This window comes from Micromonospora sp. NPDC049081 (assembly GCF_040648835.1).
In the GTDB taxonomy this organism is placed as follows: domain Bacteria; phylum Actinomycetota; class Actinomycetes; order Mycobacteriales; family Micromonosporaceae; genus Micromonospora; species Micromonospora antibiotica.
Genome location: NZ_JBEZEK010000004.1, coordinates 72,133 through 85,615, shown reverse-complemented (window position 1 = coordinate 85,615; position 13,483 = coordinate 72,133). Strand labels below are relative to the sequence as shown.

Genomic DNA, 13,483 nt, shown 5'->3' with positions numbered 1-13,483 from the left:
TCGAGGGGAAGCAGGGTGTGTGGTCAGGAGGTCGGGTGCCGGTCGGCTGCCGGGTCGACCCCGAGGTCGGGGGCCGGACCGGCCGGGGGCGGCTGCCGGGCGAAGGCGGCCAGCGCGGCGCGGGCCCGGACGGGGTCCGGCACCGGCACGGCGGCCAGCAGCGCCCGGGTGTACGGGTGCGTGGGCCGCCGGTAGACGGTCTCGGCGTCACCGGCCTCGACCACCCGTCCCCGGTGCAGCACCACCATCCGGTGCGACAGGTGCCGCACCACCGCCAGGTCGTGGGCGATGAACAGGTGACCGAAACCGAGCTCGGCCTGCAGATCGGCGAGCAGGTTGATGATCTGGGCGCGGACGGACAGGTCCAGCGCGGACACCGGCTCGTCGGTGACCAGCAGGCGGGGGCTGCCGACCAGGGCCCGCGCCAGGGCGATGCGCTGCCGCTGCCCACCGGAGAACTGCCCCGGATAGCGGTGCGCCGACTCGGCCGGCAGACCCACCCGGTGCAGCGCCTCGGCGACCAGCACCCGCCGCCGCGCCGGGTCGACGCCCCGCCGGTTGAGCAGCGGCTCGACCAGGCTGTCGCCGATCCGGCGGGCCGGGTTGAGCGAGCTGAACGGGTCCTGGAACACCAGCTGCACGTCGTCGCTGAGCGCCCGGCGCTGCCGCCGGCGGGCATGGGTGACGTCCAGCCCGTCGATGAGGACCCGGCCGTCGGTCACCGGCGTGAGACCCAGGACCGCGCGGGCGATCGTCGACTTGCCCGAACCGGACTCACCGACCAGGCCGACCGTCTCACCGGCGGCCACGGTCAGGCTCACCCCGTCCACCACCCGCGTCGCCGACCGTCGGCGTCCGAGGTCGACCACCAGGTCGTGCACCGCGAGCAACGGCCGCCCGCTCACGCCGCCACCCGGTCCTCGTCCGGCCGTACGCAGCGCACGGCGTGGGCCGGGCCGAGCCGGTCCAGCGGCACCGGGGCGTGCCGGCAGGACTCGGTGGCCAGCGGGCAGCGCGGCGCGAACCGGCACCCCGTCGGCCACTGCCCGGGGGCGGGCACCGTGCCGGTGATCGTGGGCAGCCGGCCCGCCCGGGACGCCCGGTGCGGATCGGCCGCCAGCAACCCCCGGGTGTACGGGTGCCGGGGGCGGGCGAACAGCTCGGTCACCGGGCAGGACTCGACGACCTGACCGGCGTACATCACCACCGCCCGGTCACAGAGCGCCGCCACCACCCCCAGGTCGTGGGTCACCAGCAGCACGGCCAACCGCCGTTCCCGGCTGGTCCGGGCGAGCAGGGCCAGGATCTCGGCCTGCCGGGTCACGTCCAGGGCGGTGGTCGGCTCGTCGGCGATCAGCAGCTCCGGGTCCCCGGCCAACGCGAACGCGATCGCCACCCGCTGGGCCATCCCGCCGGACAACTGGTGCGGATACCGTCGCGCGGCGGTATCCGGTTCGGGCAGGCCGACGTCGCGCAGCAGCGCCAGCACCCGGGCCCGGGCCGGTCGTCGACCCAGCCCGGTGTGCCGGCGGACGGCCTCGGCGAGTTGCACGCCGACGCGCAGGGTCGGGTCCAGGCTCACCATCGGGTCCTGCGCGACGTAGCCGATCCGGCGGCCCCGCACCGTGCGCCACTGCCGGTCGTCGGCCCTGACCAGGTCGAGGCCGGCGAAGTGGCAGCTGCCGGTGAGCTGCCCGTCGCCCGGGGGCAGCCCGAGGATGCTCAGCGCGGTGACCGTCTTGCCGCAGCCCGACTCGCCGACCAGTCCGACGATCTCCCCCGGACCGACGTCGAGGTCGACGTCGCTGACCACGGTGGTGCCGGTCCGCGCGCCCCGGCCGGGACCACCCGGGAGCTGGACCGACAGGCGGCGTACCGACAGCAACGTGTCGGCGTGGCCCGGCCCGCCGGCCGGCGCCGGTTCGACGGGGTGGGCGGGCGCGGACCCTGTGGGGTGGGCGGGCGCGGACCCTGTGGGGTGGGGCGGCGTGGGCACCGTGGGGTGGGTTCCGCGCCGGCCGGACCGCCGGCGTCGGCGGGCCAGTTTCGTCGTCGCCCAGGCGGCGGTCGCGCCGTCGCGGGCGGCGTCGCCGAGCAGCACGAAGGAGAGCACGGTCAACGCGACCGCCAGCCCCGGCGGAACCAGGGCCCACGGGTGGCGGACGATCACCATCCGGGCCTCGTCGATCATGCCGCCCCAGCTCGGCTCCGGCGGTGGGGGCCCGAACCCGAGGAAGGCCAGGCTCGCCTGCATCACCAGGGCGATCGCCGCGACCAGGGACGCCTGGACGATGACCAGACCGCGCAGCCGGGGCAGCACGTGCCGGCGCAGGATCTGCGGCGTGGAGAGCCCGGCCAGCCGGGCCGCCGCGATGAACAGCTCCTCCCGGGTCGACCGGGTGGCGGCCCGGACCACCCGGATCAGGCCGGAGGAGAGCAGGAGCCCGAAGGTCAGCATGGCGATCGTGACGTCGCCCGGGAAGACGGCCACCACCACCAGCAGGATCACGATGGCCGGCAACGAGAACAGCAGGTCGGCCAGCCGGCCGACCAGCGCGTCGACGACCCCGCCGAGGTAGCCGGCGAGCAGGCCCAGACCCACCCCGACCACGGTGGCCGTCAGCACCGCCACCAGCACCCCCCACAGCGTGCCCGCCGCGCCGTACGCGAGCCGGCTGAGCAGGTCCTGGCCGAGGCGGTCGGTGCCCAGCGGGTGGGCGGCCGACGGCCCACCCAGGGCGGCCGGCAGGTCCTGGTCGACCGGGTCCCGGCCGGTGACGAGCTCAGGGTGCAGGGCGCAGGCCAGCACCAGCAGCAGCCACAGCACGGCGAGCAGCACCAGCGGGCGGCGCAACACCCGCACTGCCACCGCCGCCGGCCGGTTCACCGGGCCCCCACCCGGGGGTCCAACCACGCCTGGGCGAGGTCGGCGAGCAGGCCGATCACCACGACGATCAGGGTGTAGCAGACCACCGCCCCCTGGAGGACCGGAATGTCGTGCTGGGCGGCGGCGAGCGCGGCCCCGGAGCCCAGGCCGGGCAGGCCGAAGATGTTCTCGATCAGCACGGTCGCGCCGAGCAGGCTGGCGGAGATCACCCCCAGCAGCGCGACCACCGGCACCGCGGCGGTCCGCAACGCGTGCCGGTAGACGATCGAGCGGACGGACAGGCCGTTGGCCTGCATCACCCGCACGAAGTCGCGGCTCAACACGTCCAACATGGAGTCGCGGGTCTGTTTGGCCACCGCGGTTACCGCCGCCAGCGACGTCGCGGCCACCGGCAACGCCAGCGACCGCAGCCACCCCACCGGGGACTCCCCGAAGGGGACGTAGCCGGTGGCCGGGAACAGCCGCCACCGCACCGCCAACCAGGTGATCAGCACCAGGGCCAGCCAGAATCCGGGTACGGCGAGACCCACCACGGAGGCCACGTCGACCAGCCTCCCGAGCGGTCCACCCCGGACGGCGCTGAGCACGCCGAGGGCGGTGCCGACCACGCCGACGGTCAGCGTGGCCAGCAGGATCAGCGACAGCGTCGGGGCCAACCGGCTGGCGATCAGCGGGCCGACCGAGGTGCCGGTGCTCACCGACCGGCCCAGGTCACCGTGCACGGCGGCGACCAGCCAGCTGAGGTACTGCACGGTCAGCGGGCGGTCCAGCCCCATCTGCCGGTGCAGGGCCTCGACCTGTTCGGGAGGGGCCAGCGGGCCGAGCACCGTGCGGGCCGGGTCACCGGGCACCAGGGAGATCAGCAGGAAGCACAGGACCGACACGACGAACAGCAACGGCCCGGTCCAGGCCAGCCGGCGCAGGACTAGCCGGACCATGGCCACCGGTGGCCGTCCGCACCGGCACCCCGCCGGGTGTCGATCCCCCCTGTGGACGTACGGCCGGCCGGGTCGCCGACGTGGTCGAATCTGATGGCGTCACGCTCCAGCCGTCGGTGGTCAGGGTCGACCCACCGACGTCCGTGATCAGCGGTGCGTCAGGGGCCGTGTCCACGCTGGCAGAGCGGAGGCGCGGTTGTCTTCCGCAGACGTGCTCACCCGGTGGGTTTCCCGGGGCCGCCACCGGTGTGCGCCAGGACTGCCGGCACGAGCGTGTCCCACGTCGCCCGGGGCGGCATCTGGTGCCCCACCCCGGGCAGCGGCAGCAGCCGGGCGACCGGCAGTTCGTCGGCCAACGCCTCCCCGTGCCCGTACGGGAAGAGCGGGTCCTCGGTGCCGTGCACCACCAGGGCCGGTACGGTGATCCCGCCCAGCGCGTCGCGGTACTCCGCCCCGCCGTCGATCGACCAGTGGTTGGCCAGGCTGGCCCGGATGTCGACGGTGCGTGCCACCGCCCGCGCCACGAGTTCCCGAAGCTCCGCCCCGGCCAGCGCGACGCTGCCGGTCAACGGTCGCTGACCGGTGGCGATGTGCTCCACGACGGAGTCCGGGTCGGCCCAGTCCGGGTCGGGGCGGGACTCGCCGAAGCTGGCCATCAGCGACTTCGACATCGGCGGCAGGTCGTCGTAGGGGCGCTCGCCGATCCGCAGGGCGGGACTGGTCGAACTCAACGTCAGCGAGGCGACCCGCTGCGGATGCTCCACGGCCAGCCGCTGCGCGATCGCCCCGCCCATCGAGATGCCCCACACGTGGGCGGCCCCCAGGTCGAGCTGCTCCACCAGGGCGGCGGCGTCGGCGACCAGGTCGTCGAAGTGGTAGTCGGGGGAGCCGGCCGGCCAGCCGGTGGACCGGCCGGTGTCGCGGTGGTCGTAACGCACCACGTACCGGCCGCCGTCGGCGAGGCGCCGGCACAACCCGTCGGCCCACCAGTCCATCGAGTTGGACGCCCCGCTGACCAGCAGCAGGGCCGGGTGCTCCGGCGAGCCGAAGGTGCCCACGCAGAGCCGCACGCCGTTGGCGGGGACGTGTCGTTCCGTCCCCGCCAACAGGTCCTCGTCGCCAACGGTCCGATGTGTACTCAAGACGGTCTCCTCATGCCCTCGGACCACGCGCGGGAATTCCGCGACCACCGCCGGTCACCGTGCGGGATGATTATCCGCCCCGCCGCCTGAGCAAACCGTGTAAAACGCCGGCTATGCCACGAGATGTTCCAACGAGCGGAGCAACTCGTCGAGGTCGTCGGTGACCACGGTCCCGTCCCGCCAGCGGGCCAACGGGTCCGTCCGTAGCGCCGCCCGCAGCCGCCCGGCCCGCTGCACCGTCGGCTCCGGGTCCGTCCCGTCCCCGGTGGCCCGGTGGGCCAGGGCCGCGTCGATCCGGTCCAACCGTGCCCCGGCCGTCTCCCACACCGCCTCCGCCGCCGTCACCACCTCGGCGATGCCCCGGAACAGCTCGTCCATCCGGGCCACCGCCGCCGCGACCGTCAACTCCACCCGGCCGTCGTCGGTGATCCGCCGCCGCGCCAACGGCGGAGGCGGGCCGGTGACCACCACCGACGCCTGGTCGAGCAGGGCACTGACCCGGGCCAGCTCGGCCCCCGAAGGCTGGCCGGGGCCGGCGAACGGCCCGACCACCTCGTCGACCACCGCCGAGTAGGCGTGGTAGACGGTCCACAACTGCGCCAGATCCGCCCGCGCGGCGGCCCACCGGCGGGCCGACTCCCCGGTCAGCTCGGCGGCGGCCAGCAGGTGCCGGTCCAGGTGCCGTTCCAGGTCCACCAGGTTGGCCTGGATGGCGTCCCGGTCGGTGACCGCCGCCGCCACCGCCGCCCCGGCCTGCGGCGGGGACAGCACGTCGACGGTGGCTGCCGCCAGCAGCGGAGCCCGCAGCAGCGCCGGTGGTCGCGGCGTCGACCGCCGTCGCCGGGCCAGCGCGGCGTCCACCAGGGCGGCCAGCGGCTGCTCGAACAGCCGGTAGCTGAGCGTGGCCAGCAGCACCGCCCCGAGCAGGGTCACCGTCTCCAACTCCCAGAACCCGGCCGTGCCGTACAGCTCGCGGATCGGGCGGACGGCGCCGCTGAACACCGCCCCCGGCTGGAGGTAGAAGTGCATCACCGCGAAGTGCCACAGGTAGACGCCGTAGGAGACCTTGCCGAGATGGACCACCGGGCGGGCGGTCAGCACCGCGTCCACCATCCGGGTCCGGGCCGCGCCCGGCGACACCAGCGGCAGCGACGCGAACAACCCGAACAGCGCCACCATCAGGTACGTCATGAACAGGCCACTGGTCGAGTAGATCGCGTCCATCCCGATCACACTGAACGGGCGGGCGCAGTTGACCAGGTAGACCGCGATCGCGGCGACCCAGAACAGCCCCGGGCGCAGCGCGGCGAACCGCAGCAGCCGGGGGGTGTCCCCGGGCGACACCTGCGACAACGCCAGCAGTACGGCCAGGCCGAGGCCGATGCCGATGGTCGGCGCGAACCCCTGCGGCCACCAGAACACCATCCGGTTGTCCCAGCCGTTGCCCTTGACGAAGAAGAGCCAACCGACACCGATGGCGATCAGCACCGGCACCGGCAGCAGCAGCCGTCGCGCCCGCGCCACCGGGGTCGCCCCCCGGGCGGCGAAGCGGTGGCTCGCCCAGGCGATCAGCGGCAGCGCCAGGTACCACTGCACCATGCTCGGCACCGTCCAGCTGACCTCCATCCCGTTGATGAAGTGCGGCGCGAACGGGCTCGGCGAGTAGATCTGCAACAGCAGCAGCGGGCGCAGCACGTACCAGGGGCCGTCGATGGCGTCCCGGTTCAACGCCACCAGCACCACCAGGTACATCAGGTAGTACGCCGGCAGCAGCCGCATCAGCCGGCGGACCATCGTCGCGCCCTGCGGCGGACGCGGCCGGCCCGCGATGATCGCCCGCGCCAGCGGCAGGTAGAGGTAGAGCGCGGGCAGGACGAAGAACACCCCGATGAACGAGGGCAGCCCGCTGACGAAGAACGCGCCGAGGAAATTGCTCGGTGGTCGGGGCGTACCCAGCGCCTTGGTGCCCAACAGCCCGGAGAACATCGCCACGTGTACCGTCAGCAGCGCCAACGCCGCCAACCCACGGATGCCGAAGATCGCCGGGTCCCGGTCACCGCCCGCCCTGCCCGCGGTGGCCGAGGCCCCGCCGTCCCTGGTCGTCACGCTCATCTACTCGTCCTTTCGGTCCGGCCGGCGGTGCGCCGACCGGAAGCCGGCCGGGACCCACGGCACGCGGGATGGTCGTCGCCGGCGTCCTGCGGGCCGGAGGTCAGCGGATGACGGACCGCACGAACCGCAGCGTCGTGCGCACCTCGGGGCTCTCCGCCAGCTCCACCGCCCGCTTCAGCTCGGGCACCCGGTCGAGGACCAGGTCCCGCAGCCGGCGCAGCTCGGCGGAGTTGATGCTGAAGGTCGTGGTCCCGTCCTCGTTCTCGGTCACCTGCGGCACGTGTCCGCCTCCTCGTCTCGGCCGTCCGCGCGGTGCCGGTGCCGGTACCGCGCCGCCGGGGCCGCGACTGTCGGCGGCACCCGTCGTACCCGGTTCGAGGATGGAACCGCCGAGGTGGGGGGTCATCTCCCAGCGTGCTCAGCCCCGGCGGGCCGACCCCGCCGGCCGGCCCGCGCCGTGCCGACCGGCGGGGCCGCCGCAGCACCGGTGACCGTCCGCATTGGGCACGTTCGAGGACGTGCGGCACCCGCGTCCTCTGCTTCCATGGGCAGCACACCTGGCGAGCCGCACGCCCGGCGGTGTGCGCGGCGGGGCGCTTCCCGTCCCCGCCCCGCGTGGGCCGCCGACCGAGTTCAGGGAGGCACCGCAGATGGGCGACCACGTCGCAGCGAGCAGTACCGCGCGAAGCGGTGGGGTGACCGACCGGCTACGCGCCGTCTTCGGCGGTCGGCCGGCGGCCCCGGTGACGCCACGCATCCTGGGCGACCGGGCGGTGGTGGCCGGCGGCAGCATCGCCGGCACGCTGGCCGCCCGGGTGCTGTCCGACTGGTACCGCGAGGTCGTCGTCGTGGACCGCGACGAGGTGCTCGGGGTCACCGGCATGCGCAAGGGCGCGTCGCACGCCGTGCACGCGCACGGGCTGCACGCCCGGGGCTACCTGATCCTGTCCGACCTCTTCCCCGGCCTGCTCGACGACGCCAAGGAGTTGGGCCTGCCGGTACGCGACTTCGGGCTGATGCGCTGGTACTTCAACGCCCGCCCGATCGCCCGTACCGAGACCGGGCTGCTCTCCGTCGCCGGTAACCGGCCGGTGCTGGAGAACTACCTGCGCTCCCGGGTGGCCGGGCTGCCCAACGTGACCTACCGGCAGCACACCGACGTGCTGGGGTTGGTGGCCACCGGGGACCGGGGCCGGGTCACCGGGATCCGCATCCAGGAACGCACCCCGGGCAGCCCCGAGGAACGCCTCGACGCCGACCTGGTGGTCGACGCCACCGGCCGGGGGTCCCGGCTGCCCGTCTGGCTGACCGAGCTGGGCTACGAACGGCCGGTCGAGGAGCGGATGACGATCGGGCTGGCGTACACCACCCGCACCTACCGCAGACGGCCCGGCACCTTCGACGGCCCGGTGGCGATCAACCCGGTGGCCTCTCCCGAGCACCCCCGGGGGGCGTTCTTCGGGCAGACCGCCACCGGCGACTTCCGGCTCAGCCTCACCGGCATCCTCGGCGACCACCCACCGACCGACCCGGCCGGCTTCGAGGAGTATGTCCGGACCCTGCCGGTGGCCGACATCCACCAGGCGGTCCGCGACGCCGACCCGACCGGCGACGCGGTGTCGTTCACCTTCCCGGCCAGCGTCTGGCGGCACTACGAGCGGCTGTCCCGGTTCCCCGCCGGGCTGGCCGTGCTCGGCGACGCGGTGTGCAGCTTCAACCCGGTCTACGGCCAGGGGATGACCGCCGCGGCGATGCAGGTGACCGCGCTGCGCCGGTTCCTCGACCGGCAACCGGCCGCCGACGGCCGTTCCTACCTGCGGGACGTGGCGCGGCTGATGCGCCACCCGTGGCAGCTGTCCACCCGCACCGACCTGGACTTCCCCGGGGTGGGGCCGCGGTCGCTGCCGATCCGGCTGCACAACGCCTATCTGGTCCGCCTCCAGTACGCGATGACCAAGGACCCGGAGGTCACCCGGGCGTACATGCGGGTCGCCGGACTGGTCGACCCGCCGCGCACACTGTGGCGGCTGCCGCTGCTGGTGCGGGTGCTCCGCCTGGCCCGGGACATGCCGGCCACCTCCCCGGTCCCGTCACCCGCACCGGGTCTCTCGCCCGCGCCGGTCCTGTCGGCCGCGCCGGATTCCTCGCCCAAGCCGGTCCTGTCGCCTCCGTCGGGTGGCCCGTCCATGCCGGTCCCGTCGCCTGCGGCTGCCCCGGTGCCCTCGACGGGTGCCGCATCGACGCCGCCGTCGGCCCCGTCGGCGGCCGGGGTGGAGGACGGCCCGGTGGACGCCGGGCAACGGTCGGGGTCCTGACCGGCCCAGGGACAGCAGCCGGAGCCGGCGCGGGAACCGGCTCCGGCTGCGCCCTGCCCGCCCACCCCGACCCGCGCCGAGCTGCCATAGGACGGGGCCATTGCTCGAACTGCCCACCGAGACCCGGGACGACGACGAGTGCCGTAAGACGGGCCAAGCGAGGTGAGGCGGTCATCCGGCGTGCCGGGACGGCATGGTATGCCGGGAAGGTGTGACATGAGCCGGCCAGCGGGCCAGCCGGCCACTCGGTGTGCCGGGAAGGCATGGTGTGCCGGGAAGGTGTTATGCCTGAGCGTCATAAATATGACGGACAGGCATAACCGTTATCGGGGAAGGTAGTCCCCTCCGGGAGCCGCAACCCGCCCAGCTCGCCCCTGCCCAGCCTGACACCGCGCTCTGGTTCCGGCCGCGTGTCGGCTCCGCGCTACCTCTCGGCTCCACGCCGCACCCCGACCCACGGTCGGGGACCCAGCTGCGGGGCTGGTCCGAGGCCAGCGGGCGTGGGCCGAGGGCCAAGGCCGGGGGCATGGGCCGAAGGTCAAAGCCGGGGTGCGTGGGCCGAAGGTCAAAGCCGGGGTGCGTGGGCCGAGGGTCAAAGCCGGGACCGGGCCGCAGCCAGGGCCGGAGGGCGTGAGCCGGGGCGTGGGCCAAAGCCGGGGCCGGGGGGCGTGGGCCGGGGGGCGTGGGTCAAAGCCGGAGCCAGGGCCGGGGGCGTGGGCAGGGCGATCAGGTGCCGGAGGGCCGGAGCCGGGGGACCGAGGGCTCGGGCGGGGGTCGGGGCTGGGGGTCAGCTGGTCGGGTCCGGCACGTCCGGGACACCGGCCAGTGCCGGGCCGTAGCGGCGGGCCGCGGTCAGGGCCGCCCAGGCGGTGAGCGTCACCAGGGCGTCGTCGCCGGGGTGGTGCGCCCGGAAGTCCGCCACCACGGCGTCGGTGACCTGATAGGAGGCGAACGCGGTGAGCAGGGCGAGTCGTCCCGCCGGGCGCTCCACCGGGGACAGACCGGCGACGACGTCCTCCAGCCAGGGGCGGGCGCTGATGCCGGTCGGACCGTCCTTCGGGTCGGCGCAGCGGGCGGCGACCAGCTCCCGTACCCCGGCGGGGACGACCTGCCGGCCGCCGTCCTCGATCGTGGCGTAACCACGGGCCAGCGCCTCGGCGAGCACCGTCGGACCGGCCCAGACCAGGTCGGCCGGGCGTGGGGCGGCCGGGAGCAACACCACCGCCGCCCCCGGCGGGCAGGGCCGGCGGGCCAGCGCCCCCATCACCCGGGCCGCCGTCCGCTGCACGACACCCCGGGCCACCGACGGGGTGTCGGGCAGCGGGGAGTCCCGCAGGAACACGTTGACCATCCGGTTCAGGTAGTGGAAGACCACCGCCACGCCGACCAGCTCCGGCAGCTGGTCCGGGGGTGCCGGCGGCGGCCCGGCCGGGCCGTGCGGGGACGGCCGCCGGGCCCAACGGGCCAACGGCCCCCACGGCCCGTCGTCGAGCCCCGCCACCGCCGGGCCGGCCCCGCCACCACCGGGTAGCAGTCCGACCAGAGCCGCCCCGTGCACGTCGACGCAGTACGGGCAGCGGTTCGCCGCGGAGACCGCCGCCGCCACCGCCTCCTTCGCCGGCCGGCCGGCCGGACCGGTGGCCACCAGGGTCTCCCGCAGCATCGTCCAGCTCGCCGCCAGCACCCTCGGGGCGGGGGAGTGCAGCGCCACCGGTGGCGCCAACATGCCGAAGTCCCGCTCGACCTGCCCGTACACCTGGGCGACGAGGCCGTCCGCCCGATGGGGGGCGACCGGGCGGACGTGCCGGACGTGGGCGAGCACGGTGCGCCGGGTGGCGCGGGCCAACAGGGTCGCCACGGTCATCCCCTTCCAGGTCGGGGCGGTCCCCCGGCCGGATGCCGGGGGACCGTGGTCGGGTCAGCGGGCCTGGAGCACGGCGCGGCGGCCGGCGGTCGCGCCGTCCGGCGCGGGAGCGCCGTAGGTGACCGCGACCCCACGTTCCCGGGCGGCCCGGACGATGCCCGGGACGGCCCGTTCGGCCAACGCGCTGATCGTCAGGGCCGGGTTGACGGTGAGGGCGCCGGGCACCGCAGACCCGTCGGTGACGAAGATGCCCGGGTGCCCGCGCAGCTCGTGCCGGTCGTCCAGGGCCGACGTCGCCGGGTCGTCACCGATGCGGCACGACGCCAGCGGGTGCACGGTGTACGCGCCCACCAGGTCGTTGGTCCACGGCATCACCTTCGCCAGGCCGTCGCGTTCGACGATGTCCTTGACGTCGGCGTCGGACAGGTTCCAGCCCCGCCACGTGTTGGCGGTGGGCTGGTAGCGCAGCGGGCCGTGCCCCAGCATCTGCTGGGAGAAGCGGTGCGCGTTGCCGGTCTCCGGCGGCGGGCCGAACACGCCCTCGTTGTCGTCCTCGGACATGGTGAAGACGGTCAGCCACGACTTGAAGTGCCGCATCAGCTCCTTCTTCTCCACCCCGAACCAGCTCGGGCCGGTCGCGTCGGGCACCTGGGCGAGGATGGTGCCCAGGCCGGGCGGGAAGTAGAGCTGCTCCAACGAGTACCGCTCGTACTCGGGCAGGTTGGCGTCGAGCTTGTCCCAGCTGGCCACCGTCGGCCCCCGGCCGATCTGGTACGCCTCGTAGGCGACCCCGTCGCCCCGGTCCAGGCCCAGTACCTCACGGACCCGGTCCTCGTCGAACACGGCGGTGTTGAGCCGTTCCCCGTTGCCGGAGAAGTAGCGGCCGACCGCCGACGGCATCTTGCCCAGCGTCGCCTCGGAGCGTTGCAGGATGACCGGGGTCGCCCCCGCGCCGGCCGCGACGATGACGATCTTCGCGTCGATGGTGCCGGCGTCGTGCAGGACGCGGTAGTCCTCGTCGTCGACGACCCGGTAGTGCACCCGGTAGCCGCCGTCGTCGGTGCGCGACAGGTGCTGCACCTCGTGCAGCGGCCGGATCGTCGCCCCGTGGGCCAGCGCCGCCGGTAGGTAGTTCAGCAGCAGCGACCGTTTGGCGTCGAACCGGCAGCCGGCCATCATCCAGTTGCAGTTGGTGCACTTGTCCAGGTCGATCGCCGACGGCACCGGGTTGGCGGTGCGACCCGCGTGGGCGCAGGCCGCCGCCCACAGCCCGCCGGGGTACGGCACCTGGTCCCAGCTCTGGCCGGTGACCGGCAGGGCCTCGACCACCCGGTCGTACCACGGGTCCAGGGTGTCCCGGTTGATCGCGGCCGGCCACATCCGCCGGCCGATCGAGCCCTGGCGTTCGAAGACGAACCGGGGCGCCCGGGGCATGGTGGCGAAGTAGACGACGCTGCCGCCGCCCACGCAGTTGCCGCTGAGCACGCTCATCCCGTCCCCGACGACGAAGTCGAACGCCCGGGTGTACGACGAACCCAGCTCGAAGTCGTGGTCGAAGTCCTGACCGGACAGCCACGGCCCGCGCTCCAGGATCACCACCTTCGCGCCCCCGGCGGCCAGGTGGTAGGCGGTGATCGCGCCACCGAAACCACTGCCGATGATCAGGACGTCGGTCTTCTCGGTGCTGCTCATGCCGGGCTCCCGGTGGGGGTGGTGTCGGGGTGCAGGGGGGCCAGGGGGCGGCCGTAGGAGTAGTTCGGGTAGCGCCACAACCCGTCGGCGTCCGGCCGGTGGTAGCCGATGTGCAGCAGGCCGGGGTGCCCGTCGGCGAGCGCCGCCACGGTCGGCAGGTGCGCCGCGCTGTCGAAGGCCATGTTGCTGAACAGCGCCAGGCCCACCCACATCTGCTTCTCCGGGTGCTCCGGGTCGGTCAGCCGGCGGACCAGCTCGGTGCGGTGCGCGAACGGCAGGGCCACGAACGCCGGCAGCGCCGGGTCCAGGGTGATCCCCTGCTCGGCGGCGTACTCGCCGGCGTGCATGTCGAGGGTGAGGGCCAGCCCGTCGAGCGAGTCGGCCAGGCCGCCGGCCGGCAACTCCAGCAGCTCCACCGCCCCGGCGGCGACCGCACCCCCACCGGGGGCGGCGCCGGCCACGGCCTGGTCGTCCGGGCTTCTCTTCTCGCCCGGAACAATGGTGTCGGCAAAGGCCTCGATGGTCATAGTCCG

Annotated in this window: 10 protein-coding genes; 1 reads left to right on the top strand and 9 read right to left on the bottom strand. The window is 74.5% G+C overall.

Going from position 1 to position 13,483, the window contains the following annotated elements:
* Positions 1-23 precede the first annotated feature (23 nt).
* The 6 genes from AB0B63_RS09145 to AB0B63_RS09120 form a co-directional block, all read right to left on the bottom strand.
* Positions 24-905, bottom strand: coding sequence for an ATP-binding cassette domain-containing protein (locus tag AB0B63_RS09145; RefSeq protein ID WP_357016161.1), 882 nt, complete (start codon positions 903-905; stop codon positions 24-26).
* Positions 902-2,887, bottom strand: a complete 1,986-nt coding sequence (locus AB0B63_RS09140; protein ID WP_357016158.1) for a dipeptide/oligopeptide/nickel ABC transporter permease/ATP-binding protein — start codon at positions 2,885-2,887, stop codon at positions 902-904. The genes AB0B63_RS09145 and AB0B63_RS09140 overlap by 4 nt, the downstream gene beginning before the upstream one ends.
* Entirely contained in the window at positions 2,884-3,825 is a 942-nt protein-coding gene (locus AB0B63_RS09135; protein ID WP_208566638.1) for an ABC transporter permease, read from the bottom strand. The genes AB0B63_RS09140 and AB0B63_RS09135 overlap by 4 nt, the downstream gene beginning before the upstream one ends.
* Positions 3,826-4,040: 215 nt before the next feature.
* Positions 4,041-4,967 carry an alpha/beta fold hydrolase gene (locus AB0B63_RS09130; RefSeq protein WP_357016154.1) on the bottom strand — a complete coding sequence of 309 codons (927 nt, stop codon included), beginning with the start codon at positions 4,965-4,967 and terminating at the stop codon, positions 4,041-4,043.
* 111 nt (positions 4,968-5,078) lie between these two features.
* On the bottom strand, positions 5,079-7,079 hold the full coding sequence (locus AB0B63_RS09125; protein WP_357016151.1) for an acyltransferase: 2,001 nt from the start codon (positions 7,077-7,079) through the stop codon (positions 5,079-5,081).
* 100 nt (positions 7,080-7,179) lie between these two features.
* Positions 7,180-7,359 carry a hypothetical protein gene (locus AB0B63_RS09120; RefSeq protein ID WP_204960481.1) on the bottom strand — a complete coding sequence of 60 codons (180 nt, stop codon included), beginning with the start codon at positions 7,357-7,359 and terminating at the stop codon, positions 7,180-7,182.
* A 370-nt stretch (positions 7,360-7,729) separates the two neighbouring features.
* On the opposite strand from AB0B63_RS09120, the gene AB0B63_RS09115 reads away from it, so the two are divergent.
* The gene (locus AB0B63_RS09115; RefSeq protein WP_244252063.1) at positions 7,730-9,394 is read left to right on the top strand and encodes an FAD-dependent monooxygenase; all 1,665 of its coding nucleotides are present in this window, start codon (positions 7,730-7,732) and stop codon (positions 9,392-9,394) included.
* A gap of 787 nt (positions 9,395-10,181) precedes the next feature.
* Here AB0B63_RS09115 and AB0B63_RS09110 read toward each other — a convergent pair.
* From AB0B63_RS09110 to AB0B63_RS09100, 3 genes are read right to left on the bottom strand one after another with little or no spacing between them, the layout of a single operon-like run.
* Positions 10,182-11,252 carry a carboxymuconolactone decarboxylase family protein gene (locus AB0B63_RS09110; protein WP_357016146.1) on the bottom strand — a complete coding sequence of 357 codons (1,071 nt, stop codon included), beginning with the start codon at positions 11,250-11,252 and terminating at the stop codon, positions 10,182-10,184.
* 60 nt (positions 11,253-11,312) lie between these two features.
* Entirely contained in the window at positions 11,313-12,950 is a 1,638-nt protein-coding gene (locus tag AB0B63_RS09105; protein WP_208566634.1) for a GMC family oxidoreductase, read from the bottom strand.
* Entirely contained in the window at positions 12,947-13,477 is a 531-nt protein-coding gene (locus AB0B63_RS09100) for a DUF5987 family protein (RefSeq protein WP_208566633.1), read from the bottom strand. Before AB0B63_RS09100 ends, AB0B63_RS09105 begins: the two co-directional genes overlap by 4 nt.
* Positions 13,478-13,483: the final 6 nt, after the last annotated feature.

Bases quoted from the DNA above. Each gene is read 5' to 3' on its own strand.
- AB0B63_RS09135 (WP_208566638.1), bottom strand. From the start codon at position 3,825: ATGGTCCGGCTAGTCCTGCGCCGGCTGGCCTGGACCGGGCCGTTGCTG.
- AB0B63_RS09125 (WP_357016151.1), bottom strand. From the start codon at position 7,079: ATGAGCGTGACGACCAGGGACGGCGGGGCCTCGGCCACCGCGGGCAGG.
- AB0B63_RS09115 (WP_244252063.1), top strand. From the start codon at position 7,730: ATGGGCGACCACGTCGCAGCGAGCAGTACCGCGCGAAGCGGTGGGGTG.
- AB0B63_RS09105 (WP_208566634.1), bottom strand. From the start codon at position 12,950: ATGAGCAGCACCGAGAAGACCGACGTCCTGATCATCGGCAGTGGTTTC.
- AB0B63_RS09100 (WP_208566633.1), bottom strand. From the start codon at position 13,477: ATGACCATCGAGGCCTTTGCCGACACCATTGTTCCGGGCGAGAAGAGA.